At 68.6% G+C, this 24797-nt stretch carries 29 protein-coding genes and 1 pseudogene; 25 read left to right on the top strand and 5 right to left on the bottom strand.

The features are described from left to right. The first annotated feature begins 87 nt into the window (after positions 1-87). From K883_RS28490 to K883_RS05000, 4 genes are all read left to right on the top strand, one after another. Positions 88-828, top strand: a complete 741-nt coding sequence (locus K883_RS28490; RefSeq protein WP_179945044.1) for a PE family protein — start codon at positions 88-90, stop codon at positions 826-828. 92 nt (positions 829-920) lie between these two features. After that, complete coding sequence (locus tag K883_RS05010) at positions 921-1781, top strand: SHOCT domain-containing protein (RefSeq protein ID WP_036453899.1); 861 nt, start codon at positions 921-923, stop codon at positions 1779-1781. A 91-nt stretch (positions 1782-1872) separates the two neighbouring features. Continuing rightward, positions 1873-2691, top strand: coding sequence for a mycofactocin-coupled SDR family oxidoreductase (locus K883_RS05005; RefSeq protein WP_081914348.1), 819 nt, complete (start codon positions 1873-1875; stop codon positions 2689-2691). 25 nt (positions 2692-2716) lie between these two features. Next, positions 2717-3904: an NAD(P)/FAD-dependent oxidoreductase gene (locus K883_RS05000; protein WP_020823602.1), complete on the top strand. Its 1188-nt coding sequence runs from the start codon at positions 2717-2719 to the stop codon at positions 3902-3904. 7 nt (positions 3905-3911) lie between these two features. On the opposite strand, the gene K883_RS04995 is transcribed toward K883_RS05000, so the two are convergent. After that, complete coding sequence (locus K883_RS04995) at positions 3912-4739, bottom strand: inositol monophosphatase family protein (protein WP_036453895.1); 828 nt, start codon at positions 4737-4739, stop codon at positions 3912-3914. A gap of 566 nt (positions 4740-5305) precedes the next feature. Between K883_RS04995 and K883_RS04990 the strand changes: the two genes are divergently transcribed. Next, positions 5306-6166 (top strand): aldo/keto reductase, encoded by an 861-nt coding sequence (locus tag K883_RS04990; protein WP_170320610.1) that lies wholly within the window; start codon positions 5306-5308, stop codon positions 6164-6166. A gap of 15 nt (positions 6167-6181) precedes the next feature. Here the strand turns inward: K883_RS04990 and K883_RS04985 are convergent, their stop codons facing one another. Next, entirely contained in the window at positions 6182-7225 is a 1044-nt protein-coding gene (locus K883_RS04985) for a DUF2332 domain-containing protein (RefSeq protein ID WP_036453893.1), read from the bottom strand. Continuing rightward, positions 7222-7815 carry a mycofactocin system transcriptional regulator gene (mftR, locus tag K883_RS04980; RefSeq protein ID WP_020823599.1) on the bottom strand — a complete coding sequence of 198 codons (594 nt, stop codon included), beginning with the start codon at positions 7813-7815 and terminating at the stop codon, positions 7222-7224. Before mftR ends, K883_RS04985 begins: the two co-directional genes overlap by 4 nt. Positions 7816-7917: 102 nt before the next feature. Between mftR and mftA the strand changes: the two genes are divergently transcribed. The 8 genes from mftA to K883_RS04940 all read left to right on the top strand — a co-directional run bounded on the left by mftA (position 7918) and on the right by K883_RS04940 (position 15173). Next, positions 7918-8007 (top strand): mycofactocin precursor MftA, encoded by a 90-nt coding sequence (gene mftA / locus K883_RS04975; protein WP_007773607.1) that lies wholly within the window; start codon positions 7918-7920, stop codon positions 8005-8007. Beyond that, a complete protein-coding gene (mftB, locus tag K883_RS04970; protein ID WP_198346941.1) occupies positions 7992-8333 on the top strand; it encodes a mycofactocin biosynthesis chaperone MftB in 342 nt (113 codons plus the stop codon). The genes mftA and mftB overlap by 16 nt, the downstream gene beginning before the upstream one ends. Next, a complete protein-coding gene (mftC, locus tag K883_RS04965; RefSeq protein WP_009957098.1) occupies positions 8330-9541 on the top strand; it encodes a mycofactocin radical SAM maturase in 1212 nt (403 codons plus the stop codon). Before mftB ends, mftC begins: the two co-directional genes overlap by 4 nt. A gap of 2 nt (positions 9542-9543) precedes the next feature. Further along, positions 9544-10731, top strand: a complete 1188-nt coding sequence (gene mftD, locus K883_RS04960) for a pre-mycofactocin synthase MftD (RefSeq protein WP_036453890.1) — start codon at positions 9544-9546, stop codon at positions 10729-10731. 163 nt (positions 10732-10894) lie between these two features. Further along, positions 10895-11626, top strand: coding sequence for a mycofactocin biosynthesis peptidyl-dipeptidase MftE (gene mftE, locus K883_RS04955; RefSeq protein ID WP_026071193.1), 732 nt, complete (start codon positions 10895-10897; stop codon positions 11624-11626). Continuing rightward, on the top strand, positions 11623-13041 hold the full coding sequence (gene mftF / locus K883_RS04950; protein ID WP_036453888.1) for a mycofactocin biosynthesis glycosyltransferase MftF: 1419 nt from the start codon (positions 11623-11625) through the stop codon (positions 13039-13041). Before mftE ends, mftF begins: the two co-directional genes overlap by 4 nt. 8 nt (positions 13042-13049) lie before the next feature. Beyond that, entirely contained in the window at positions 13050-14495 is a 1446-nt protein-coding gene (gene mftG, locus K883_RS04945) for a mycofactocin dehydrogenase MftG (protein ID WP_036453887.1), read from the top strand. Between the two features lie 78 nt (positions 14496-14573). Next, on the top strand, positions 14574-15173 hold the full coding sequence (locus K883_RS04940; RefSeq protein WP_170320628.1) for a TetR/AcrR family transcriptional regulator: 600 nt from the start codon (positions 14574-14576) through the stop codon (positions 15171-15173). On the opposite strand, the gene K883_RS04935 is transcribed toward K883_RS04940, so the two are convergent. Continuing rightward, positions 15139-16401, bottom strand: coding sequence for a cytochrome P450 (locus K883_RS04935; protein ID WP_014712393.1), 1263 nt, complete (start codon positions 16399-16401; stop codon positions 15139-15141). The two genes, K883_RS04940 and K883_RS04935, sit on opposite strands and share 35 nt — an antisense overlap. Before the next feature lie 138 nt (positions 16402-16539). Further along, positions 16540-16746 (bottom strand): annotated as a pseudogene (locus tag K883_RS28520) (hypothetical protein); the annotation flags it as partial. A 110-nt stretch (positions 16747-16856) separates the two neighbouring features. Here K883_RS28520 and rpsJ point away from each other — a divergent pair. From rpsJ to K883_RS04875, 12 genes are all read left to right on the top strand, one after another. After that, on the top strand, positions 16857-17162 hold the full coding sequence (gene rpsJ / locus K883_RS04930) for a 30S ribosomal protein S10 (protein WP_003873519.1): 306 nt from the start codon (positions 16857-16859) through the stop codon (positions 17160-17162). Positions 17163-17176: 14 nt separating this feature from the next. Next, complete coding sequence (gene rplC, locus K883_RS04925; RefSeq protein WP_008260820.1) at positions 17177-17830, top strand: 50S ribosomal protein L3; 654 nt, start codon at positions 17177-17179, stop codon at positions 17828-17830. Beyond that, complete coding sequence (rplD, locus tag K883_RS04920) at positions 17830-18501, top strand: 50S ribosomal protein L4 (protein WP_008260818.1); 672 nt, start codon at positions 17830-17832, stop codon at positions 18499-18501. Before rplC ends, rplD begins: the two co-directional genes overlap by 1 nt. After that, positions 18501-18803, top strand: coding sequence for a 50S ribosomal protein L23 (rplW, locus tag K883_RS04915; protein ID WP_008260817.1), 303 nt, complete (start codon positions 18501-18503; stop codon positions 18801-18803). The genes rplD and rplW overlap by 1 nt, the downstream gene beginning before the upstream one ends. A 28-nt stretch (positions 18804-18831) precedes the next feature. Then, the gene (gene rplB, locus K883_RS04910) at positions 18832-19674 is read left to right on the top strand and encodes a 50S ribosomal protein L2 (protein WP_008260807.1); all 843 of its coding nucleotides are present in this window, start codon (positions 18832-18834) and stop codon (positions 19672-19674) included. 18 nt (positions 19675-19692) lie between these two features. Further along, complete coding sequence (rpsS, locus tag K883_RS04905; RefSeq protein ID WP_008260806.1) at positions 19693-19974, top strand: 30S ribosomal protein S19; 282 nt, start codon at positions 19693-19695, stop codon at positions 19972-19974. Further along, complete coding sequence (gene rplV, locus K883_RS04900) at positions 19971-20528, top strand: 50S ribosomal protein L22 (protein ID WP_009957089.1); 558 nt, start codon at positions 19971-19973, stop codon at positions 20526-20528. The genes rpsS and rplV overlap by 4 nt, the downstream gene beginning before the upstream one ends. Then, a complete protein-coding gene (gene rpsC, locus K883_RS04895; RefSeq protein ID WP_008260804.1) occupies positions 20528-21352 on the top strand; it encodes a 30S ribosomal protein S3 in 825 nt (274 codons plus the stop codon). Before rplV ends, rpsC begins: the two co-directional genes overlap by 1 nt. A 3-nt stretch (positions 21353-21355) precedes the next feature. Beyond that, positions 21356-21772 (top strand): 50S ribosomal protein L16, encoded by a 417-nt coding sequence (gene rplP / locus K883_RS04890; protein ID WP_008260803.1) that lies wholly within the window; start codon positions 21356-21358, stop codon positions 21770-21772. Beyond that, the gene (rpmC, locus tag K883_RS04885) at positions 21772-22005 is read left to right on the top strand and encodes a 50S ribosomal protein L29 (protein ID WP_008260802.1); all 234 of its coding nucleotides are present in this window, start codon (positions 21772-21774) and stop codon (positions 22003-22005) included. The genes rplP and rpmC overlap by 1 nt, the downstream gene beginning before the upstream one ends. Then, a complete protein-coding gene (rpsQ, locus tag K883_RS04880; protein WP_008260801.1) occupies positions 22005-22352 on the top strand; it encodes a 30S ribosomal protein S17 in 348 nt (115 codons plus the stop codon). Before rpmC ends, rpsQ begins: the two co-directional genes overlap by 1 nt. An 84-nt stretch (positions 22353-22436) precedes the next feature. Further along, positions 22437-24797: an arylsulfatase gene (locus K883_RS04875; RefSeq protein ID WP_014712391.1), complete on the top strand. Its 2361-nt coding sequence runs from the start codon at positions 22437-22439 to the stop codon at positions 24795-24797.

Genomic DNA, 24797 nt, shown 5'->3' with positions numbered 1-24797 from the left:
GCGCGGAAATGATGCGGCCGCAGAGCGCCCTGCACTAGGATTTCGGCATAGTTCTCGGTGACCGTGAGGCGTGGCGGGGAGGTGCCGATGTCGTTCGTTCAAGCGACTCCCGAATTCGTTGCGGCTGCCGCGACGGACCTGGCCAGGATCGGGACGACGATCACCTCCGCCAACACGGCGGCGATGGGGCCGACGTCGGCGGTGCTCGCCCCCGGCGCCGACGAGGTGTCGGCGAGCATCGCCGCCCTGTTCGACGCCCACTCCCAGGTCTATCAGGCGCTCAGCGCCCAGGCGGCCGCGTTCCACAGCCAGTTCGTCCAGCTGATGAACGGCGGTGCGATGCAGTATGCCGCCGCCGAGGCGGCCAACGCGACGCCGCTGCAGACCGCGGCAGCGCCCGCATCGATGGCCGCGCAGGTACCGACGATGACGGCCGGCGCCATAAGCGCCTCGGCGCCGACCGCGCCCGCGGGGCCCCTGGCGGCGGCGGTGGCCCCGGCGGCCGCGGTGCCCGCACCGGCCGGCACGCCGGTCGCGGCGGCGCCGGTGGGGTCGGCGACGCTGGCCTCGGCCACCGCTCCGGCCGGACCGGCGCGGGTGGCGACGCCGGCCTACGCACCGGCCGGGCCCGCGAGCACCGTCGCGCCCGCGGCGTCGGCACCGACCGGCACGTCCGCCGCGCCGCCGGCACAGGTGGCGCCGCAGGCCTCCCCGGCCACGACGCTGCCGGTATCGCCGCGCACCGCCCCGCACCCGCCGGCGGGCACGCAGCCCGCGGCGCCTCCGGTGCGCCGGGTGCCGATCGTCCCGCCCGAATCGCTGGCCTGATCGCGGCCGAACCCGCTTTGCGCGTATCGGGTTCGCGGCGAGCCCCCGAGCGCTAATCTGACACAAATCCCCAGCAAGCCAAGGAGGGGCAAGTGTTAGCGCGCTACCTGAAGGCACAGTTGGTCGTTTTGCTGTGCGGAGGCCTCGTGGGGCCGATTTTCCTGGTCGTGTATTTCGTCATGGGGCTCGACAGCCTGCTGCAGTGGATGTTCTACGTCGGCCTGCTGATCACCGCGGCCGACGTGCTGATCGCGCTCGCGCTGGCCAACTACGGCGCCAAGACGTCGGCGAAGGTGGCCGCCCTCGAACAGAGCGGCGTGCTGGCGCTCGCGCAGATCACCGGCATCACCGAAACGGGCACGTGGGTCAACAACCAGCAGGTCGTCAAGGTGCACCTGCACATCGCGGGGCCCGGGCTCCTGCCGTTCGACAGCGAAGACCGCGTGATCGCCAGCGTCACCCGGCTGGGCAACCTCAACGCCCGCAAGGTGGTGGTCCTGGTCAACCCCACCACCAACGAATACCGGATCGATTGGGAGCGAAGCGCTTTGGTCAACGGCCTGGTGCCCGCGCAGTTCACGGTGGCCGAGGACAACCGGACCTACGACCTGAGCGGGCAGGCGGGCCCGCTGATGGAGATCCTGCAGATCCTCAAGGCCAACAACGTTCCCCTCAACCGGATGGTCGACATCCGGTCGAACCCGGCGCTGCGCGGCCAGATCCAGGCGGTGGTGCGCCGGGCCGTCGAGCAGCAGTCAGCGGCCGCCCAACCGGCGCCGGGTGCCCCGCCGGCTCCTGCCGTCCAGCAGGGCGCGGCGCCGTCGGCGGTCGTCACGCCGCCCGAACCGTCGATCGCCGCGCGCCTGCAGGAGCTGAACGATCTGCACGCGAGCGGGGCGCTCACCGACCAGGAATACAACAGCCGCCGCGCTGCGATCATCGCCGAAATCTAGGGGCTCGTCCGGCCACCGGCGGGCGAATTAGAACACGTTTCAGTTCCGCTGCTAGCCTGGTTTGGTCTGTCGGCGGTCGAAGGGGTTACACGTGGCTGGATCACTGCACGGGCGGGTGGCATTCATCACCGGGGCCGCCCGCGGCCAGGGGCGATCGCACGCCGTGCGGCTGGCCGCCGAGGGCGCCGACGTCATCGCGCTCGATATCTGCGCGCCGGCATCGGCCAGCGTGACCTACCCGCCTGCCACGCCCGAGGACCTCGACGAGACCGCGCGCCTGGTGGAGGGGCAGGGGCGCAAGATCCTGACCCGCATCCTCGACGTCCGCGACGACGCCGCGCTGCGGGAGCTGGTGGCCGACGGGATGGAACAGTTCGGCCGGCTCGACATCGTGGTCGCCAACGCCGGAGTGCTGAGCTGGGGCCGCGTCTGGGAGCTCACCGACGAGCAGTGGGACGCCGTCATCGGTGTCAACCTGACCGGCACCTGGCGCACGCTGCGCGCCACCGTGCCCGCGATGATCGAGGCGGGCAACGGCGGTTCCATCGTCGTGGTCAGCTCGTCGGCGGGGCTCAAGGCCACACCGGGCAACGGCCACTACTCGGCCAGCAAGCACGGGCTCACCGCGCTCACCAACACCCTCGCGATCGAGCTCGGCGAATACGGCATCCGGGTCAACTCGATCCATCCGTACTCCGTCGAAACCCCGATGATCGAGCCCGAAGCGATGATGGAGATCTTCGGCAGGCATCCCAGCTTCGTGCACAGCTTCCCGCCGATGCCGGTGCAGCCCAACGGCTTCATGACGGCCGACGAAGTCGCCGACGTCGTGGCGTGGCTCGCCGGCGACGGGTCCGGCACACTGACCGGCACGCAGATCCCGGTAGATAAGGGTGCCCTAAAGTACTGAGGCGCCATCGTGCTAAGAACTCCACGTGAGTACTGACGCGAGCGCCACCAACGGAATCGTGATCGTCGGCGGCGGATTGGCCGCCGCCCGCACCGCCGAGCAGCTGCGGAAATCGGAGTATTCCGGGCCCATCACGCTCGTCAGCGACGAGGTCCACCTGCCCTATGACCGCCCGCCGCTGTCGAAAGAGGTGCTGCGCAAAGAGGTCGACGACACCGCGCTCAAACCGCGCGAGTGGTACGACGAGAACGACATCACCCTGCGGCTGGGATCGGCCGCGACACGCCTGGACACCGCGGCGCAGACGGTGACGCTCGACGACGGGACGACGCTTCGCTACGACGAACTCGTCATCGCCACCGGGCTGGTACCGCGACGCATCCCGTCGATCCCCGACCTCGAGGGCATCCGGGTGCTGCGCTCGTTCGACGAGTCCCTGGCGCTGCGCGAGCACGCGTCCGCGGCGCAGCGCGCCGTCGTCATCGGCGCCGGCTTCATCGGCTGCGAGGTGGCGGCCAGCCTGCGCAGCCTGGGGGTGGACGTGGTGCTGGTGGAGCCCCAGCCCACTCCGCTGGCCGCGGTGCTCGGCGAACAGATCGGTGAGCTGGTGGCCCGGCTGCACCGCGCCGAAGGCGTCGACGTCCGGCTCGGGGTCGGCGTGGCGGAGGTGCGCGGTGACACGCGCGTCGAGGCGGTGGTGCTCAGCGACGGCACCGAGCTGCCGGCGGACGTGGTGGTGGTCGGCATTGGGTCGCGCCCGGCGACCGAATGGCTCGAGGGCAGCGGAGTTGACGTCGACAACGGCGTCATCTGCGACGAGGCCGGGCGCACCAGCGCGCCGAACGTGTGGGCGCTCGGGGACGTCGCGTCGTGGCGTGACGCGACGGGACACCAAGGGCGCGTGGAACATTGGAGCAATGTCGCCGATCAGGCCCGCGCCGTGGTGCCCGCGATGCTGGGGCAGGACGTGCCCACCGCGGTGGTGGTTCCCTACTTCTGGAGCGACCAATACGACGTCAAGATCCAGTGCCTGGGCGAGCCGGAGGCCGACGACATCGTGCACGTCGTCGAGGACGACGGTCGCAAGTTCCTGGCCTACTACGAACGCGACGGCGCCCTGGCCGGCGTGGTCGGCGGCGGGATGCCCGGCAAGGTCATGAAGATGCGCGCCAAAATCGCTGCGGCCGTGCCCATTTCGGAAGTGCTGGGCTGAGCCTTCGCTAGCCGACGGCGGTCGCGTACCGGTCGCCGACGTTCTCGGTGTTGCGGATCACCGTCGCGAGTTGCTCGGCGATGCCCGGCGCGCTGATGACCGTCGACGCGGACTTGTGGGTGTGGGGATTGCCCTGGGCGTCTGTGAGCTGCGCCCCCGCTTCCCGGGCGATCAGGGTCCCCGCCGCGGTGTCCCAGGGCTTGTTGGACATCATCACGCAGGCGTCCAGGGCGCCCTCGGCGACGAACGCGAGGTCCAGGGTCGCCGCCCCGATCATGCGGATGCGCTCGACCCGCGGCACCAGCTCGGCGGTGAGCGCCAGCCGGTGCTCGTTCAGCCTGCCGGCGTCGTGGCCGACGGCGTAGTCGCCGAGCGACACGATGGCCCCGCTGAGGCTGTCGGCGGCGCTGGCGTTGATCCGCTGGCCGCCCAGAAAAGCGCCCTTGCCCTCGATGGCGTGGTAGGTCTTGCCGAGCAGGGGAGCGTGGGTGACCGCGACCACGGTGCGCCCGGTGCGCATCAGCGCCAGTGATACGGCGCACAACGGCAGCCCGTGGACGAAGTTCGACGTTCCGTCGATGGGGTCGAGCACCCAGAGCCACTCGGAGGTTTCGATGTCCGGCTGTTGCTCGGACTCTTCGGCCAACAGTGGGATCTCGGGTGTGGTTTGGGCCAGGTAGTCGGCGATGTCACGCTGGATCGCAAGGTCGATGTCGGTGACCAGGTCACGGTCTCCCTTGTGCTGCACCGAGCTCGGCTGTGATTTCTTGAGCGTGGCGGCACCGATTTGCGTTGCTTGCCAGGCAATTTCGAAAAGCTCTTGCATTGCCTTCATGCGACAGACTTGCCTCGCTTCCAGGGGTAGCGCGTGGTCGCGTCTCTCGAGGATAGGGGACAGGTGATTTCACATCACAGTCGCATCACGGTATATCACGTTCGCATCACGACGCAGCTATGTCCGTTCCCCAGGACTGAAACACGCACCATTGTCGGTGTTTTCGCCGGTGAGGCCCCTGGCCCAGGGATGATTACGCTGAAATTGGTGATGCGCCACAACGCAATTCGATGGTGTTGCACATCACATCGGTTTGAGGTTTCGTCTGTCTTCGTCGAGGGCACCGGGCGCTCGTGTCTGCGGTGTCACAAAATTGCCAAAATTCCATCGCCAATCTTATTGTGCTGGAAAGACGTAACTTCTGAGCTCGCGTTTTTTTGCTAATGCGACGTCGACCGCCTCGGTCCGGGCGGCATCCGCCCGGCTCGGTTATTGTCTCCAAGCGAACGATGAATGGGGCCCATACGCACCAGAAGGGGTTGGCATAAGCCGCCTGGTGTGTTGTCCCTGAATCGTTTACGTCGAAGAAACCCCACACCCCAACCTGGCAGGCAGGTGATTGAAAAGTGACAGTGATTGATGAGATATACAGCGCTTCCAGCGTGATTCCGACCGTCGCTCTCAACGACGAGGCGAAGATGCCCGTACTCGGCTTGGGCGTAGCCAAATTGTCCGATGAGGAGACGGAAAGCTCGGTACTCGCGGCCCTGGAGGCTGGCTGCCGCCTCATCGACACCGCTGCCTCGTACGGAAACGAAGAAGCCGTCGGGCGCGCGATCGCCGCGTCGGGCATCCCGCGTGAGGAGTTGTTCGTCGCCACCAAGCTGGGCACCTCGAGGCAGGGCTTCCAGAGTGCCCAGGAGTCGTGCAAGGAGAGCCTGGACCGTCTTGGGCTGGATTACCTCGACCTCTACCTGATCCACTGGCCGGCGCCGAAGCTGGGCAAGTACGTGGAGAGCTTCGAGGGCATGAAGGTCGCCCGCGACGAGGGGCACGTCCGCTCGATCGGCGTCTGCAACTTCACCGAGGAACTGCTGGCGAACGTCATCGAGGAGACCGACGAGGTGCCCGCGGTGAACCAGGTCGAGCTGCACCCGCGCCTCAACCAGGCCGAGCTGCGCCAGGCGCACGCCCAGCACGACGTGACCACGCAGTCCTACAGCCCGCTGGGCGTCGGCAAGATGCTCGAGGACCCGACCGTGACGGCGATCGCCGCCGAGTACGGCCGCACGCCGGCGCAGGTGCTGGTCCGGTGGAACCTGCAGTTGGACAACGTGGTCGTCTCGCGGTCGTCCAAGCCCGAGCGCGTCGCCCAGAACCTGGACGTGTTCGACTTCACCTTGGAGCCTCAGCACATGGAGGCCATCGACGGATTGCACGACGGCACCCGGGTGCTGCACGATCCGATGACCTTCATGGGGACCTAGAGGTTCGCGAAAACCCTAGTGCCAGTGCACCGGCGGGCCGTGCGGATGGCAGTCGCCCAGCACGCGCGTCTCGCCGTCCGGCCAGCTGCGGGCGCGCACCTCGAACCTGATCGGCCCGCCGGGGCGAGAGCGCGCCGGCTCCATCGTCAGGTGGGCGAACGGTGAGCGCGCGTCGGCCCGTGCGGCCAGCGCGTCCACGTGCGCGCGCACCTCGTCGCGCTCGCCGGCCGACAGGTATTGCCAGGTGATGGAATGCCAGAGGACGGTGAGCGCGCCGTCGGACACCCGCAGGCCGGCGACCGCGCCGGCCGCCGTCCGGCGTTCGAGCCGGGCCGGGACCCGGCGGGCGACCTCGATGGCCCCGCGCAGCCGGGCGAGCCGCGCGGCCTGGTCGGGCCAGACGTAGCTCAGCACGGTCAGCTCCCCGTCGGTGTCGCCGACGTCGATCGGCGCGATGTCGTAGCCACGCCGCTCGACGATCCGCACGTCGCCCCCCGGCGGCAGCGCGCCGCGCCACGCGTCATCGATGGCCACCGGCGAGTCGGGCGGCCCCCACTGGCTCCCGGCGAACCGGTAGCGGTAGTGGTCGGCCCGCAGATTCAGCCCGGCGCTCGCCCCGATCTCGAAAAGCCTTATCGGCAAACCGGATTGATTGAGGTGCAGCAAACCGCCGATCAGTGCGGCCGATCGGCCCACCTCGTTGGTCTGTGGTGGTTGATCCAGCGCCGCGCGCAGCGCATCGGCGTGGCCGGCCGCGGCGTCGCGGATCTGAGGCCAGGCCGGTCCGGCGTCCCAGCTCCCGCCGGTGCTGGGGTACCAGCGGCGCAGGTGCGGCGCCCGGCCGTCGAGCACCAGCCGGTGCAGCCCGCCGAGCAGCCGGAGCGGCACCGCGTCGCGCGAGGGGGCGTGGCGGTGTCCGGACAGGATGGCCGCGAACACGCCGCCGGCTTCGACGTCGGCGGCCACCAGCTCGAACAGCTCGCCGTACATCGCGGAGCCCGACGAGGCGCAGAACCGGCCCTGGGCGCGCAGCGTGTGCGCCAGGTGCTCGACGCTCAAGTGTCCAGCTCGTTCAGCCCCGCGCCGACCACGTCGAAGGCATTGCCGAGGGCGACCGGCAGCGGGACGGATTCATCGCTGAGCCAGTGTTCGTACGCCGACAGCGCCACCCCCAGCATCGTCCAGGCGGCGGTCTGCGGCAGCAGGTCGGTGGTCTTGCAATCGCAACGGCGGGCCACGAACCCGGCGATCACCTCGCGCCAGCCGGCGTACATCGTCATCGAATACGCCTGCAGCTCAGCGGTTTGCAGGATCACCCGCATCCGCCGGCGGTGGCGGGCGGTCTCGGACTCGTCAAAGGTGTTGAACGCCAACAACGCGGCGCGCAGGGCATCGCCCAGGCGCACCCGGGAATCCACGTTGTCGAGCAGGTCCCGCAGGTGGGCGAGGTGAGTGTCGAAATCGCCCCAGGGGATGGCGTTCTTGGACGCGTAGTAGCGAAAGAGCGTGCGCCGGGAGATGCCGGCGGCGTGGGCCACGTCGTCGACGCTCACGTCGGCGAAACCGCGGGCGGTGAACAGGTCGATGGCCACGTCGGTGATGTGGGCCGGCGTGGTCGAGCGGCGCCTGCCCACCCGCTGCTGCGGCATCTTCGGACCCCGCCCTTCCATTTCGGCACTCGATGCCATATTCTGGCGGCGAGTGTGACTCAGACCCCATCGTTGTCAAGACCCGACGAAAGGCAAGGCCCCGTGGACCACGAGACCGAAACTGACACCCAGCTCGTCACCGAGACCCTGGTCGAAGAGGTGTCCATCGACGGCATGTGCGGGGTCTACTGACCGTGCCTGCGCCCGCGCAGGCCGAAACGGCTCGCCCTACCGGCGACACCGTGTTCGATCCTGATCGCGGCTGGCGACTGCACCCGCAGGTCGCGGTGCGCCCGGAACCGTTCGGCGCGCTGCTCTATCACTTCGGCACCCGCAAGCTGTCGTTTTTGAAGAACCGCACCATCCTCACGGTGGTGCAGTCGCTGGCCGAGCACCCCGACGTCCGCTCCGCTTTTCGCTCGGCGGGCATCGACGACGCGGGGCAGGTTCCCTACCTGCACGCGCTGGGTGTGCTCGTCGACTCCAAGATGCTGGTGCCCCGGGAGGACCATCAATGACCGCACCGACCCAAGCGGCCGTACCGCGGCTGATCGAGCAGTTCGAGCACGGGCTCGACGCGCCCATCTGCCTCACCTGGGAGCTCACCTACGCCTGCAACCTGGCCTGCGTGCACTGCCTGTCGTCGTCGGGCAAGCGGGATCCGCGCGAGCTGTCCACCCGTCAGTGCATGGACATCATCGACGAGCTGGAACGCATGCAGGTGTTCTACGTCAACATCGGTGGCGGGGAACCCACTGTGCGCCCGGACTTTTGGGAGCTCGTCGACTACGCGACCGCCCATCACGTCGGCGTCAAGTTCTCCACCAACGGCGTCCGGATCACGCCCGAGGTCGCCGCGCGGTTGGCGGCCAGCGACTACGTCGACGTCCAGATCTCGCTGGACGGCGCCACCGCCGAGGTCAACGACGCGGTGCGCGGACCCGGGTCGTTCGACATGGCGGTGCGGGCGCTGGAAAATCTGGCCGACGCCGGCTTCAAAGACGCCAAGATCTCGGTGGTCGTCACGCGGCACAACGTCGACCAGCTCGACGAATTCGCCGCGCTGGCAAGCCGTTACGGCGCCACGCTGCGGATCACCCGGCTGCGCCCGTCCGGGCGCGGCGCCGATGTCTGGGAGGAGCTGCACCCCACCGCCGACCAGCAGGTCCAGCTGTACGACTGGCTGGTCGCCAAGGGCGAGCGGGTGCTCACCGGCGACTCCTTCTTCCACCTGGCCCCGCTCGGTCAGTCCGGCGCGCTGGCCGGCCTGAACATGTGCGGCGCGGGCCGCGTCGTGTGCCTGATCGACCCCGTCGGCGACGTGTACGCCTGCCCGTTCGCCATCCATGACCGCTTCCTGGCCGGAAACGTGCTGTCGGACGGCGGCTTTGACAATGTGTGGAAGAACGCCCCGTTGTTCCGCGAGCTGCGCGAACCGCAGTCGGCGGGCGCCTGCGGCAGCTGCGGGCATTACGACAGCTGCCGGGGCGGCTGCATGGCGGCCAAGTTCTTCACCGGCCTGCCGCTGGACGGGCCGGACCCCGAATGCGTCCAGGGCCACAGCGCGTCGGCGCTGGCGCACGACCGCGAGACGCCGCGCCCCCGGGCCGACCACTCCCGCGGCAAGCGCATCCGCCAACCGGTGCCGCTCACGCTGTCGCTGCGGCCACCGACGGTCACGCCCGCGGCGCCGCCGGCGCGCCTGTGTAATGAAAGCCCGGTGTGACAATGGCCGAGAAATGGTTTGAGACCGTTGCCATCGCGCAGCAACGCGCCAAGCGCCGGCTGCCGAAATCGGCCTATTCGTCGTTGATTTCGGCCAGCGAAAAGGGAATCACGGTTTCCGACAACGTCGAAGCCTTCGGTGAACTCGGTTTCGCCCCCCACGTCGTCGGCGCGCCGGCCAAGCGCGACATGTCGACCAGCGTTATGGGGCAGGACATTTCGATGCCCGTCCTGATCTCACCGACCGGCGTGCAGGCCGTGCACCCCGAAGGCGAGGTGGCCGTCGCGCGCGCCGCCGCCGCCCGCGGCACCGCCATGGGCCTGTCCTCGTTCGCCAGCAAGCCGATCGAAGAGGTCATCGCGGCGAACCCCAAGTTGTTCTTCCAGGTGTACTGGCTGGGTGACCGCGACGCGATCGCGGCGCGGGTCGAGCGCGCCCGGGCGGCCGGCGCGGCGGGCCTGATCGTCACCACCGACTGGAGCTTCTCGCACGGCCGGGACTGGGGCAGCCCCTCGATCCCGGAGAAGATGGATCTCAAGACCATCCTGAAGATGAGCCCGGAGGTGATCACCAAGCCGCGGTGGTTTCTGCAGTGGGCGAAGACCATGCGGCCGCCGGAGCTGCGGGTACCCAACCAGGGCCGCCGCGGCGAACCGGGGCCCCCCTTCTTCGCGGCCTACGGCGAGTGGATGGGCACCCCGCCGCCGACCTGGGAAGACATCGCCTGGCTTCGCGAACTGTGGGGCGGGCCGTTCATGCTCAAGGGCGTGATCCGCGTCGATGACGCCAAAAGGGCTGTGGACGCGGGGGTTTCGGCGATCTCGGTGTCGAATCACGGTGGCAATAACCTGGACGGCACCCCGGCCTCGATCCGCGCCCTGCCGGCGATCGCCGCGGCCGTCGGCGATCAGGTCGAGGTGCTGCTCGACGGCGGCATCCGGCGCGGCAGCGACGTCGTGAAGGCCGTGGCGCTGGGGGCGCGCGCGGTGATGATCGGCCGGGCGTACCTGTGGGGCCTGGCCGCGGCGGGCCAACCGGGCGTGGAGAACGTCCTCGACATTTTGCGTGGCGGCATCGACTCGGCCCTGATGGGTCTGGGACATTCCTCGATCCACGACCTCGGGCCCGGCGACATCCTGGTGCCGCCCGGTTTCACCCGGGCGCTGGGTGTGCCGCCGGCCGGCGGATAACGAAAGCCGGGCTATCCAGGGCGGCTTTGTCGGAATTATTTGACGGCCACGGAAATCGTGGTACGGGCGGGGTAACCGTGACGAACGAGCCGACAATTCGAATGACCGATGAACGGCGCGGAAAAAAAGTTATTTTCAAGCTTCAACAATTGGTGCACGCCAGGTGAATTCGTCCTACCATCACCGAGTGCCCGTACTCGGCGAACTAGGAACAGCGACGTCGAGCCAGCTGTCCGGCACGGCGGCATCGGTCATGATTCCGCTGGGTTCGACCGAGCAACACGGGCCGCACCTGCCGCTGGACACCGACACCCGGATCGCGACGGCGGTCGCCCGGCGCGCTCGCGCGCGCCTCGGCGACGGGTGGCTGGTGGCGCCGGCCATCGCCTACGGCGCGAGCGGCGAGCACCAGAGCTTTGCCGGGACGATCTCGCTCGGCACCGAGGCGCTGACGCTGCTGCTGGTCGAGTACGGCAGGTCGGCGGGCACGTGGGCCCGGCGCCTGGTCTTCGTCAACGGCCACGGCGGCAACGTCGCCGCGCTGGGCGCCGCGGTGGCCAGGCTGCGCGCCGAGGGCCGCGACGCCGGGTGGTGCCCCTGTGTGGCCCCCGGCGGTGACGCCCACGCCGGGCATACCGAAACATCGGTGTTGCTCCATATCTCGCCGGCCGATGTCCGGACCGACCGGTGGCGCGCCGGCAACACCGCACCGTTGCCGGAGTTGCTCGGGTCGATGCGCCGCGGGGGAGTCGCGGCGGTCAGCCCGGTCGGCGTGCTGGGCGACCCGACCACCGCCACCGCCGCCGAGGGCGAGCGCATCGTCGCCGAGATGGTCGACGAGTGTGTCCGCCGCGTCGCCCGCTGGGGGCCCGGCCCCGACGGGATGCTGACATGACCTCTTCGGCGCCCCGGCTGCCCGACGGCTTCGCGGTCCAGGTCGACCGCCGCGTGCGGGTGCTCGGCGACGGCTCGGCGCTGCTCGGCGGTTCGCCGACGCGGCTGCTGAAGCTGGCCCCGGCCGCACAGGACATGCTCTGCGACGGCCGGCTGAAGGTCCGCGACGACCTGTCCGCCCAGCTCGCCCGCACCCTCCTGGACGCCACGGTCGCGCATCCCAGGCCCGCCGGCGGCCCGTCGCATCACGACGTGACCGTGGTAATTCCGGTGCGCAACAACATTTCTGGCGTGCGCCGGCTGGTGAGCTCGCTGCGCGGGTTGCGCGTCGTCGTGGTCGACGACGGCTCGTTCCACGCCGTCGAGCCCGAAGACTTCGTCGGCGCGCACTGCGACATCGAGGTGTTGCGCCACCACCGCAGCAAGGGCCCCGCGGCGGCCCGCAACACCGGGCTGGCGGCCTGCCGGACGGACTTCGTGGCGTTCCTGGACTCCGACGTGGCGCCGCGCCGGGGCTGGCTGGAGGCCCTGCTCGGTCACTTCTGCGACCCCACCGTCGGCCTGGTCGCGCCGCGCATTGTCGGCCTGACGCACAACGAGAACGTGGTGGCGCGCTACGAGGCCGTGCACTCCTCGCTCGACCTCGGTGAGCGCGAGGCCCCGGTATTGCCCCACAGCACGGTGTCGTATGTCCCCAGCGCGGCGATCATCTGTCGGTGCTCGGCCATCCGGGAGGTCGGCGGGTTCGACGAGACTTTGCAGTCCGGCGAGGACGTCGACCTGTGCTGGCGGCTGATCGAGTCGGGCGTCCGGCTGCGTTACGAGCCGATCGCGCTGGTGGCCCACGACCACCGCACCGAATTGCGGGATTGGCTCGCGCGCAAGGCGTTTTACGGCGGCTCGGCCGCCCCGCTGTCGGTGCGCCACCCGGACAAGACGGCGCCGGTGGTGATCTCCGGCTGGGCGCTGATGACCTGGACGCTGATGGCCTTCGGGTCCACGCTGTCGCGGCTGGCGTCCATCGTGCTGGCCGTCCTGACGGGTCGGCGCATCGCACGGGCGATGCGTAGCGCGGAGACGTCGATGACCGATGTCGCCATGATCGCGGGCCGCGGCCTGTGGTCGGCGGCGCTGCAGCTGGCGTCGGCGCTGTGCCGGCACTACTGGCCGCTGGCGCTGATGGCCGCGACCATGTCGCGGCACTTCCGGCGGGTGGTACTGGTCGCGGCCGTCATGGACGGGGTGGTCGACTGGCTGCGCCGCCGGGACGCCGTCGGCGACGACGTCGAACCGATCGGGCTGCCGACCTATCTGGTGCTCAAGCGCATCGACGACCTGGCGTACGGCCTGGGGTTGTGGTGGGGTGTGCTACGGGAGCGCAACTTGCGCGCCCTGAAACCCCAGATCCGGAGTTAGCCGCCGCCTTGACCGCAGCCGTCACGCACAGCGATGTGCTGATCGTCGGCGCCGGCAGCGCTGGATCGGTTGTCGCGGAACGCCTTTCCGCCGACGCGGACCGCACGGTCACCGTCCTCGAGACGGGCCCCGCCCTCGACGATCCGGGCCTGCTCGCCCAGACCGCCAACGGGCTGCAGCTGCCGATCGGCGTCGGCAGCCCCCTGGTCCGGCGCTATCAGACCCACCTCACCGACGAACCCGTCCGCCAGCACCCCTTGGTGCGGGGGGCCACGGTGGGCGGATCGGGAGCCATCAACGGCGGCTACTTCTGCCGCGGGCTGCCCCGCGACTTCGACCGCATCGGCCTACCGGGCTGGGGATGGTCCGAGGTGCTGGACAGCTTCCGGGCCATCGAGACCGACCTGGACTTCGACGGTCCCGCCCACGGCGACAGCGGACCCATCCTGGTGCGCCGCACCCACGAGATGACCGGGACCACGCACCGTTTCATCACCGCCGCCCAGCGCGCCGGATTCGGCTGGATCGCCGACCTCAACGACGTTGCGGCGGAACCGGTTTCGGGGATAGGCGCCGTCCCGCTCAACATCGTCGACGGAGTGCGCAGGGGGTCCGGCGCCGGGTATCTCATCCCGGCGCTGAGCCGGCCGAACCTGCGGCTGCACGCGCGGACCCGGGCGGTGCGGCTGCGCTTCGCCGGGAGCGTCGCGGTGGGCGTGGACGCGATCGGGCCGCACGGCCACACCGCGTTCACCGCCGACCGAATCGTGTTGTGCGGCGGGGCCATTGAAACGGCGCACCTCCTCATGCTGTCGGGCATCGGCGACCCCGACGCGCTGGCGGCCGCCGGGGTGCCGGTGGTCGCGCCGCTGCCGGTGGGGGCGTCGTTCAGCGATCACGCCGAGTGGGTGCTGCCCACCGACTGGACGGTGGCCCCCGGGCGCCCGGTGCTCGAGGTGGTGCTCAGCACGGCCGACGGCCTCGAGATCAGGCCGTACACCGGTGGATTCGTGGCGATGACCGGCGATGGCACCGCCGGGCACGCCGATTGGCCGCACATCGGGGTGGCCCTCATGCAACCGCGCGCGCGGGGCCGCATCACGCTGGTCTCGTCGGATCCCGACGTGGCGCCGCGCATCGAGCACCGTTACGACAGCGAGCCCGACGACGTCGCGGACCTGCGCCGGGGCATCGAATTGGCCCACGAATTGGCCGGCAGCACAATCGGTTCCGCGTCGGCGGTCTGGTCCACCTCGCAGCATCTGTGCGGCACCGCGCCGATGGGGGTCGACGGCGACCCGCGGGCCGTCGTCGACCCCCGGTGCCGGGTCTATGGCATCGACAACCTGTGGGTGATCGACGGCTCGGTCCTGCCCGCGATCACCAGCCGCGGTCCGCACGCCACCATCGTGATGATCGGGCACCGGGCGTCAGAATTCGTTTCGACCCGATAGTCTCGTCTCAGACAGGAGGTGGTCGCCATTACCGCCGGGACGACCGACCCGCGCCCCGCGAGGTCGCGGGCCAGGCTGCTGGACGCCGCCGTCACGCTGCTGCGGGCCGGGGGTCCCAGCGCGGTGACGGTCGACGCGGTCACCCGCACCGCCAACGTGGCCAGGGCGACCCTGTATCGCCACTTCCCGAGCGGAAACGACTTGCTGGCAGCGGCTTTCAACAGCCTGATACCGGCGTCACCGACCCCGCCGGCCGAGGGGTCGCTGCGGGACCGGCTGGTCGCGGTGGTGTTGGCCCAGGCCGAATCCGTGGCCCACGCGCCCACCCTCATGACGGCGATGTCCTGGCTGGCACTGGGGCGTGACCTGGAGGGGCTGCCCGAACCCCGGCACAGCGCCAACGCCGACAGCGCGGCGATCACCACCCTGCGCGAGCGGATCGCTCAGCAGTACGCGGAGCCGTTCGACGTCATCTTCGACAGCCCGGAGGCCGCCGAGCTGGGCGAGGTGGACCGATCCCGGGCGATCGCCATGCTCATCGGACCCCTGGTGCTGGGCCGCCTGTCCACCCTGCCCGATTTCGACTACCGCGAATGCGCGCTGGCGGCGGTCGACGGCTTCCTCCACGTCCAGACCAATCGGGCTAACGCAGCGAATACCGAATCGGCAGGTGCTTGAGACCACCCACGAACGTGGTGGCGACGAGTTCGGGTTCCCCGGCGCACTCGACGGACTCCAGCCGGGGCAACAGTTCGGTGAAGAAGCTGTTCACCTCCATGCGGGCCAGCGCGGCGCCCAGGCAGAAGTGCACGCCGTAGCCAAAGGCCAAGTGCTTGTTGGGGTCTCGGCCGACATCGAACCGGAACGGGTCGTCGAACACCTCCTCGTCGCGGTTCGCCGACACGTAGGACAGATACACCGATTCGCCCGCGGCGATCGGCACCCCGCGAACGGCGGTGTCGGCGACCGCGGTGCGCATGAACTCTTTGACCGGCGTCACCCAGCGGATCATCTCCTCGGTCGCCAGCGGCATCAGTGCGGGGTCGGCGGTCAACCGGGCGCGCTGGTCGGGGTTTTCGATCAGCGCCTGCAGCCCGCCGGCGATGGTGGCGCTCGTGGTGTCATGCCCGGCGGTCGCGATGATGACGTAATAGGAGGCCGTGTCGACGTCCGACAGCGGCTCGCCGTCGACGCGCGCGTTGGCGATCGCCGACGCCAGGTCGTCGGTGGGGCGGGCCCGCCGCGCCGCGGTGAGATCGCTGAAGTAGCTGAAGAAGTCGAGCAGGATCTGCATCTGCTCCTCGGGCGTGGTGCCCCGCTTGAATTCCTCGTCGTCGCCGCCGAACAGTTCCTGGGTGAGTCTGAGCATCCGCGGGAAATCCGATTCCGGCAGGCCCAGCAGCGACAAGATCACGTACAGCGGATAGTTCACGGCGACCTCCTGCACGAAATCGCATTCGCCGCCCGCGGCCATCATCTTGTCGACGTAGCTCTTGGCCAGCTCGTCGACCCTGACCTTCAGCGCGCGCATGGCCTTGGGTCGAAACCAGTCGGCACCGATCGCGCGCACCACCCGGTGCCGGGGGTCGTCCATGTGGATCAGGGTGCGCAGGCCCATCCCGGCGTCCAGCTGGGCGCGCGCGAAGTCGTCGGCCTCGGCGGGGGCCAGCAACGGCCGCGGCTCGTTGAGGAACAGGTCGTTGGCCCGCTCGATCTCCATGACGTCGGCGTGCTTGGTGATCGCCCAGAACGGCCGGTACGGCGGACAGTCGACCAACGACACCGGTGCGTGCGCGCGCAGGTGCGTCAGCGCCGCATGCAGCCGCGGCTCGTCGGCGTACGCGGTGGGGTCGGCGAACACCTTGACGGCCTGCGCGGTTTCCGGATCGACGGTCGGTGTGCTCATGGCACTAGTCTTGGCCCCGGCACCGGCCATCTCAAGGCCTCTGACCTGGGCGTTAGCGTCGCGTAGCGACGACGTCCGGGCCGGCCGTGGCGGATTGGGCCCGGCATCTCGCCCGAATTTTGTTCGGGCCCCGATCTAGGGCATACTGTTCAGGTTGCCTTGAGCCGGGTTTGCGCCTGGTCGGGCATACGACCAGCGTCCAAACGGGCGCGTCCGGTCCCATCCTTCGAGTGCGACGAATTTCGATCGTGAAATCGGCGCGCCGAGGCCGCGTGAGGGTGACACACCCGACCGCGGGGGCCGGTGGACCACGACAGGTAAACAGCGGCGCACTATCCGGCGCAACGCTCGATCGGCCAACATCGGCCGGCCCGATCGGCGCGCCGGTGGCACTGAGGACATGGATTATTTGAGCCCGGAAACCGGGCCTCAACAGGAGCGAGGGTAGGAGAAGCGTGGCGGGACAGAAGATCCGCATCAGGCTTAAGGCCTACGACCATGAGGCTATCGACGCGTCGGCGCGCAAGATCGTCGAGACCGTCGTCCGCACGGGTGCCAGCGTCGTAGGGCCGGTGCCGCTGCCGACCGAGAAGAATGTGTATTGCGTCATCCGCTCTCCGCACAAGTACAAGGACTCGCGGGAGCACTTCGAGATGCGCACGCACAAGCGGCTGATCGACATCCTCGACCCGACGCCGAAGACCGTTGACGCGCTGATGCGCATCGACCTTCCGGCCAGTGTCGACGTCAACATCCAGTAGGGGGTTACAGAGCAATGGCGCGTAAGGGCATTCTCGGTACCAAGCTGGGCATGACGCAGGTATTCGACGAGAACAACAGGATTGTGCCGGTGACGGTCGTCAAGGCCGGGCCGAACGTGGTGACCCGCATCCGCACGCCGGAGCAGGACGGCTACAGCGCCGTGCAGCTGGCGTACGGCGAGATCAGTCCGCGCAAGGTCAACAAGCCGGTGACCGGTCAGTACGCGGCCGCGGGCGTCAACCCGCGCCGGTTCTTGGCCGAGCTGCGGCTGGACAACCCGGACGCGGCGGCGGAATACCAGGTCGGCCAGGAGCTGACGGCCGAGATCTTCACCGACGGCAGCTACGTCGACGTCACCGGAACCTCCAAGGGGAAGGGCTTCGCCGGCACCATGAAGCGCCACGGCTTCCGTGGTCAGGGCGCCAGTCACGGTGCCCAGGCGGTGCACCGTCGCCCGGGTTCCATCGGTGGTTGCGCCACCCCCGCCCGCGTGTTCAAGGGCACGCGGATGGCGGGCCGGATGGGTAACGACCGGGTGACCGTCCAAAACCTGTTGGTGCACAAGGTCGATACCGAGAACGGCGTGCTGCTGATCAAGGGTGCGGTCCCCGGCCGCACCGGTGGACTCGTGGTGGTCCGCAGCGCGGTCAAACGAGGTGAGAAGTGATGGCAGCACAAGGTTCCAAGACGCTCAAGATCGACGTCAAGACACCGGCCGGCAAGGTCGAAGGCTCGATCGAGTTGCCGGCCGAATTGTTCGACGCCCCGGCCAATATCGCGCTGATGCACCAGGTCGTCACCGCCCAGCGGGCGGCGGCGCGCCAGGGCACGCACTCGACCAAGACGCGCGGCGACGTCAGCGGCGGTGGCCGTAAGCCTTACCGGCAGAAGGGAACCGGCCGCGCCCGGCAGGGTTCCACGCGGGCCCCGCAGTTCACCGGTGGTGGCGTCGTGCACGGCCCCAAGCCGCGTGACTACAGCCAGCGCACGCCCAAGAAGATGATCGCCGCGGCGTTGCGCGGTGCGCTGTCCGACCGGGCGCGCAACGGGCGCATCCACGCGGTCACCGAAATCGTCGCCGGCCAGACCCCGTCGACCAAGAGCGCCAAGGCGTTCCTGGGCGCGCTGACCGACCGCAAGCAGGTGCTGGTCGTGATCGGACGCAGCGACGAGGCGGGCGCCAAGAGCGTGCGCAACCTGCCCGGTGTGCACATCCTGACGCCCGGCCAGCTCAACACCTATGACGTGCTCCGCTCCGACGACGTGGTGTTTTCCGTGGAGGCCCTCAACGCCTACATCAGCGCCAACACCGGTACTCCCGAGGAGGTTTCGGCCTGATGGCGACCGTCACTGACCCCCGCGACATCATCTTGGCCCCGGTCATCTCGGAGAAGTCCTATTCGCTCCTCGATGACAACGTGTACACGTTCGTGGTGCACCCCGATTCGAACAAGACGCAGATCAAGATCGCGATCGAGAAGATCTTCTCCGTCAAGGTCGCATCGGTGAACACCGCGAACCGGCAGGGTAAGCGCAAGCGCACCAGGACCGGGTTCGGCAAGCGCAAGAGCACCAAGCGGGCCATCGTCACGCTGGCGCCGGGTAGCAAGCCGATCGATCTCTTCGGCGCACCGAGCTAGCCCGACGACGAGGAAGACCTGATTAGACATGGCAATTCGTAAGTACAAGCCGACGAGCCCCGGCCGTCGCGGCGCAAGCGTGTCCGATTTCTCCGAGGTCACCCGTTCCACCCCGGAGAAGTCGTTGGTTCGGCCGCTGCACGGCCACGGTGGGCGTAACGCGCACGGCCGCATCACCACCCGCCACAAGGGTGGCGGCCACAAGCGCGCCTACCGGGTGATCGACTTCCGTCGCAACGACAAGGACGGCGTCAACGCCAAGGTCGCCCACATCGAATACGACCCCAACCGGACCGCCAACATCGCGCTGCTGCACTTCCTGGACGGTGAGAAGCGCTACATCATTGCGCCGCAGGGACTTTCGCAGGGCGACGTGGTGGAAACGGGTCCGAACGCGGACATCAAGCCGGGCAACAACCTGCCGCTGCGCAACATCCCGGCCGGTACCGTGATCCACGCCGTGGAACTGCGGCCGGGCGGTGGCGCCAAGCTGGCGCGGTCGGCCGGCGCGAGCATTCAGTTGCTCGGCAAGGAGGGCACCTACGCGTCGCTGCGTATGCCCAGCGGCGAGATCCGTCGCGTCGACGTGCGTTGCCGCGCCACCGTCGGCGAGGTGGGCAACGCCGAGCAGGCGAACATCAACTGGGGGAAGGCCGGCCGCATGCGGTGGAAGGGCAAGCGCCCTTCGGTCCGTGGTGTGGTCATGAACCCGGTGGATCACCCGCACGGTGGTGGTGAGGGCAAGACCTCCGGTGGTCGCCACCCGGTGAGCCCGTGGGGCAAGCCCGAGGGCCGCACCCGCCATCCCAACAAGGCCAGCAACAAGCTCATTGTCCGACGCCGGCGCACCGGCAAGAAGCACGGTCGCTAGGGAAGTCAGGAGTAGCACATGCCACGCAGCCTGAAGAAGGGCCCGTTCGTCGATGGCCACCTGCTCAAGAAGGTGGATACGCAGAACGAGAAGAACACCAAACAGGTGATCAAGACATGGTCGCGCCGTTCGACGATCATTCCTGACTTCATCGGCCACACGTTCGCGGTCCACGACGGACGCAAGCACGTCCCGGTGTTCGTCACCGAGTCGATGGTCGGCCACAAGCTTGGTGAATTCGCCCCCACCCGCACCTTCAAGGGACACATCAAGGACGACCGGAAGGCCAAACGGCGATGACCACGACTGAATTTCCCTCGGCGGTGGCCAAAGCGCGCTTCGTGCGGGTGTCGCCGAGAAAGGCGCGACGGGTGATCGACCTGGTGCGCGGCCGCTCGGTGGCCGACGCGCTCGACATCCTGCGCTGGGCGCCGCAGGCCGCAAGCGAGCCGGTGGCCAAGGTGATCGCCAGCGCCGCGGCCAACGCGCAGAACAACAACGGGCTGGACCCGTCGACCCTGGTGGTCGCCACCGTCTACGCCGACGAGGGCCCCACCGCCAAGCGCATCCGGCCGCGCGCCCAGGGCCGCGCGTTCCGGATTCGCAAGCGCACCAGCCACATCACGGTCGTGGTGGAGAGCCGCCCGGCCAAGGACCAGCGGTCGGCGAAGTCGACCCGGGCCCGCCGCGCCGAGGCGAGCAAGGCCGCCGCCAAGAAGGCCCCGGCCACCAAGGCGCCGGCCAGCAAGGCGCCCGCCAAGAAGGCCGCGGCAAAAGCGCCCGCGAAGAAGGCCGCACCGAAGGCCGAAGCCAAGACGTCTGAGACTTCTGACGCGAAGGGAGGCTCAGACTAGTGGGCCAGAAGATCAATCCGCACGGCTTCCGGCTGGGCATCACGACCGACTGGAAGTCCCGCTGGTACGCCGACAAGCAGTACTCGGACTACGTCAAGGAAGACGTCGCGATCCGGCGGCTGCTGTCGACCGGCCTGGAGCGGGCCGGGATCGCCGACGTGGAGATCGAGCGCACCCGCGACCGCGTCCGGGTGGACATCCACACCGCGCGCCCGGGCATCGTCATCGGTCGCCGCGGCACCGAGGCCGACCGGATCCGCGCCGACCTGGAGAAGCTGACCGGCAAGCAGGTGCAGCTCAACATCCTCGAGGTCAGAAACCCTGAGTCCCAAGCGCAATTGGTGGCCCAGGGCGTCGCCGAGCAGCTGAGCAACCGCGTGGCGTTCCGCCGGGCGATGCGCAAGGCCATCCAGTCGGCGATGCGCCAGCCCAACGTCAAGGGCATCCGCGTGCAGTGCTCCGGCCGTCTCGGCGGCGCCGAGATGAGCCGCTCGGAGTTCTACCGCGAGGGCCGGGTGCCGCTGCACACGCTGCGCGCCGACATCGACTACGGCCTGTACGAGGCCAAGACCACCTTCGGCCGGATCGGCGTGAAGGTGTGGATCTACAAGGGCGACATCGTCGGTGGCAAGCGCGAACTGGCCGCCGCCGCCCCCGCGGGCGCCGAGCGTTCCCGCCGCGAGCGCCCGTCGGGCACCCGCCCGCGCCGCAGTGGCGCCTCAGGCACCACGGCCACCAGCACCGAGGCCGGCCGGGCCGCCAGCGCCGAAGAGGGCGCCGCGGCCGCCGCACCCGCTGCAGAACCGCAAAGCACGGAGAGCTGAATCATGTTGATTCCACGCAGAGTTAAACACCGCAAGCAGCACCACCCCCGCCAGCGCGGCATCGCCAGCGGTGGCACGGCGGTGAACTTCGGCGACTACGGCATCCAGGCCCTGGAGCACGCGTACGTCACCAACCGGCAGATCGAGTCCGCTCGTATCGCCATCAACCGGCACATCAAGCGTGGCGGCAAGGTGTGGATCAACGTGTTCCCCGACCGCCCGCTGACCAAGAAGCCCGCGGAAACCCGGATGGGTTCGGGTAAGGGTTCGCCGGAGTGGTGGGTCGTCAACGTCAAGCCGGGCCGGGTGCTGTTCGAGCTCAGCTACCCCAACGAGCAGATCGCCCGCGCGGCGCTCACCCGCGCAATCCACAAGTTGCCGATCAAGGCGCGCATCGTGACTCGAGAGGATCAGTTCTGATGGCAGTGGGAATTTCGCCGGGCGAACTGCGCGAGCTCACCGACGAGGAGCTGACCGAGCGGTTGCGCGAGTCCAAGGAGGAGCTGTTCAACCTGCGCTTCCAGATGGCGACCGGCCAGCTCACCAACAACCGCCGGCTTCGCACCGTGCGTCAGGAGATCGCGCGCGTCTACACCGTGCTGCGCGAACGAGAACTCGGCCTGGCTTCCGGGCCGGATGGTAAGGAATCGTGATGGCAGAAGCCAAGAAGGCCGCCCCCAAGAAGGCCGCCGCAGCCCAAGCCGCGTCGAAGGACAAGGGCCCCAAGCACACTCCCGCGAACCCGAAGGTGCGTGGCCGCCGCAAGATGCGCATCGGTTACGTGGTGAGCGACAAGATGCAGAAGACAATCGTGGTCGAACTGGAAGACCGCGTCCGTCACCCGCTGTACGGCAAGATCATCCGGACCACCAAGAAGGTCAAGGCGCACGACGAGAACAGCGCCGCCGGGATCGGCGACCGCGTCTCGCTGATGGAGACGCGCCCGACGTCGGCGACCAAGCGCTGGCGGCTCGTCGAGATTCTGGAAAAGGCGAAGTAAGCCCTCACGCGTATGTGCGTTCGCCGAGCGTGACCTCACTGCGAAAGAACGGCCGAATTCTCGCGGTGGCGTTACGCTCGGCGCATGTCCACTGACTCGCGAGCCTTCAACGGCAAGATCGAGCTCGATATCCGGGATTCCGAACCGGATTGGGGTCCCTACGCCGCGCCGACCGCGCCGCAGGACGCACCGAACGTCCTCTATCTGGTCTGGGATGACACCGGCATCGCGACCTGGGACTGCTTCGGCGGCCTGGTCGAGATGCCGGCCATGTCGCGTATCGCCGAACGCGGCGTCCGGCTTTCGCAGTTTCACACCACCGCGCTGTGTTCGCCCACCCGGGCGTCGCTGCTCACCGGGCGCAACGCCACGACCGTCGGCATGGCCACCATCGAGGAGTTCACCGAGGGCTTCCCCAACGCCAACGGTCGCATCCCGTTCGACACCGCCCTGCTGTCCGAGGCCCTCGCCGAGGCGGGATACAACACCTACTGCGTGGGCAAGTGGCACCTGACGCCGCTGGAGGAATCGAACCTGGCGTCGACAAAGCGGCACTGGCCGCTCTCGCGCGGCTTCGAACGGTTCTACGGGTTCCTGGGCGGGGAGACCGACCAGTGGTATCCCGACCTGGTGTACGACAACCACCCGGTCAGCCCGCCGGCCACCCCGGAGGACGGCTACCACCTGTCAAAGGACCTCGCCGACAAGACGATCGAATTCATCCGCGACGCCAAAGTGATTGCGCCGGAAAAGCCGTGGTTCTCCTACGTGTGCCCCGGCGCCGGGCACGCGCCGCATCACGTCTTCAAGCAATGGGCCGACCGCTACGCGGGCCGCTTCGACATGGGCTACGAGCGCTACCGCGAGATCGTGCTGGAGCGGCAGAAGTCGATGGGCATCGTGCCGGGCGACACCGAACTGTCGCCGGTCAACCCGTACCTCGACGTGAAGGGTCCCGACGGCCAGGAGTGGCCCCTGCAGGACACGGTGCGACCCTGGGATTCCCTGAATGACGACGAGAAGAGGCTGTTTTCCCGGATGGCCGAGGTGTTCGCCGGGTTCCTGAGCTACACCGACGCCCAGATCGGCCGGATCCTGGACTATCTCGAGGAATCGGGCCAGCTCGACAACACCATCATCGTGGTGATCTCCGACAACGGCGCCAGCGGCGAGGGCGGGCCCAACGGCTCGGTCAACGAGGGCAAGTTCTTCAACGGCTACATCGACACGGTCGAAGAAAGCATGAAGCTGTTCGAGCATCTCGGCGGGCCGCAGACCTACAACCACTACCCGATCGGGTGGGCGATGGCGTTCAACACGCCCTACAAGCTCTACAAGCGCTACGCCTCCCACGAGGGCGGGATCGCCGACACCGCAATCATCTCCTGGCCCAACGGGATTGCCGCGCACGGCGAGGTCCGCGACAACTACATCAACGTCTGCGACATCACGCCGACCGTCTATGACCTGCTCGGCCTGACACCGCCGGAAACGGTCAAGGGCATCGCACAGAAGCCACTGGATGGCGTGAGTTTCAAAGCGGCACTTGACGATCCGAAGGCCACCACCGGCAAGAACACCCAGTTCTACACCATGCTGGGTACCCGCGGGATCTGGCACGAGGGCTGGTTCGCCAACACGGTGCACGCGGCCACACCGGCCGGCTGGTCGCATTTCGACGCCGATCGCTGGGAGCTGTTCCACATCGAGGCCGACCGCAGCCAGTGCCACGACCTTGCGGCCCAAAAGCCGGAGAAACTCGAGGAACTCAAGGCGTTGTGGTTCTCGGAGGCCGCCAAGTACAACGGGCTGCCGCTCTCGGATTTCAACATCCTGGAGACCCTGGGGCGGTCGCGGCCGTATCTGGTCGGCGAACGGTCCAGCTACGTCTACTATCCCGATTGCGCGGACGTGAGCATCGGCGCCGCCGCCGAGATCCGCGGCCGCTCGTTCTCGGTGCTGGCCGAGGTGACCATCGATACCACCGGCGCCGAGGGTGTGCTGTTCAAGCAGGGCGGCGCGCACGGCGGGCACGTGTTGTTCATCCAGGACGGGCGGCTGCATTACGTGTACAACTTCCTCGGCGAGCGCCAGCAGGAGGTCTCCTCGGCGCAGGCCGTGCCGTTGGGCAGGCATCTGTTCGGCGCCAGCTATTCGCGGACCGGCACGGTCGAAAACAGTCATACGCCGCTCGGTGACCTGACGCTGTTCATCGATGACGAGGTCGTCGGCACGCTCGCCGGGGTGAGCACCCACCCCGGCACCTTCGGGTTGGCGGGCGCCGGCATCACCGTCGGTCGCAACGGCGGATCGGGTGTGTCCAGTCGCTTCAAGGCGCCGTTCGCGTTCACCGGCGGGACCATTGCCCAGGTCACCGTCGACCTGTCCGGCCGGCCCTATCGGGACGTGGAAACCGAGATCGCGCTGGCCTTTTCGCGCGACTGA

Origin of the sequence: Mycobacterium sp. TKK-01-0059 (genome assembly GCF_000709305.1) — a bacterium.
Classification (GTDB): domain Bacteria; phylum Actinomycetota; class Actinomycetes; order Mycobacteriales; family Mycobacteriaceae; genus Mycobacterium; species Mycobacterium intracellulare.
This window is presented reverse-complemented; position numbering and strand designations above follow the sequence as displayed.

Bases quoted from the DNA above. Each gene is read 5' to 3' on its own strand.
- mftR (WP_020823599.1), bottom strand. From the start codon at position 7,815: ATGCCGCAGCAGCGGGTGGGCAGGCGCCGCTCGACCACGCCGGCCCAC.
- rpsQ (WP_008260801.1), top strand. From the start codon at position 22,005: ATGGCAGAAGCCAAGAAGGCCGCCCCCAAGAAGGCCGCCGCAGCCCAA.
- mftC (WP_009957098.1), top strand. From the start codon at position 8,330: ATGACCGCACCGACCCAAGCGGCCGTACCGCGGCTGATCGAGCAGTTC.
- rplC (WP_008260820.1), top strand. From the start codon at position 17,177: ATGGCGCGTAAGGGCATTCTCGGTACCAAGCTGGGCATGACGCAGGTA.
- rplD (WP_008260818.1), top strand. From the start codon at position 17,830: ATGGCAGCACAAGGTTCCAAGACGCTCAAGATCGACGTCAAGACACCG.
- rpmC (WP_008260802.1), top strand. From the start codon at position 21,772: ATGGCAGTGGGAATTTCGCCGGGCGAACTGCGCGAGCTCACCGACGAG.
- K883_RS04935 (WP_014712393.1), bottom strand. From the start codon at position 16,401: ATGAGCACACCGACCGTCGATCCGGAAACCGCGCAGGCCGTCAAGGTG.
- rpsS (WP_008260806.1), top strand. From the start codon at position 19,693: ATGCCACGCAGCCTGAAGAAGGGCCCGTTCGTCGATGGCCACCTGCTC.
- K883_RS04995 (WP_036453895.1), bottom strand. From the start codon at position 4,739: ATGAAGGCAATGCAAGAGCTTTTCGAAATTGCCTGGCAAGCAACGCAA.
- K883_RS28490 (WP_179945044.1), top strand. From the start codon at position 88: ATGTCGTTCGTTCAAGCGACTCCCGAATTCGTTGCGGCTGCCGCGACG.
- rplW (WP_008260817.1), top strand. From the start codon at position 18,501: ATGGCGACCGTCACTGACCCCCGCGACATCATCTTGGCCCCGGTCATC.
- K883_RS04875 (WP_014712391.1), top strand. From the start codon at position 22,437: ATGTCCACTGACTCGCGAGCCTTCAACGGCAAGATCGAGCTCGATATC.
- rplV (WP_009957089.1), top strand. From the start codon at position 19,971: ATGACCACGACTGAATTTCCCTCGGCGGTGGCCAAAGCGCGCTTCGTG.
- rplB (WP_008260807.1), top strand. From the start codon at position 18,832: ATGGCAATTCGTAAGTACAAGCCGACGAGCCCCGGCCGTCGCGGCGCA.
- mftF (WP_036453888.1), top strand. From the start codon at position 11,623: ATGACCTCTTCGGCGCCCCGGCTGCCCGACGGCTTCGCGGTCCAGGTC.
- mftD (WP_036453890.1), top strand. From the start codon at position 9,544: ATGGCCGAGAAATGGTTTGAGACCGTTGCCATCGCGCAGCAACGCGCC.
- rplP (WP_008260803.1), top strand. From the start codon at position 21,356: ATGTTGATTCCACGCAGAGTTAAACACCGCAAGCAGCACCACCCCCGC.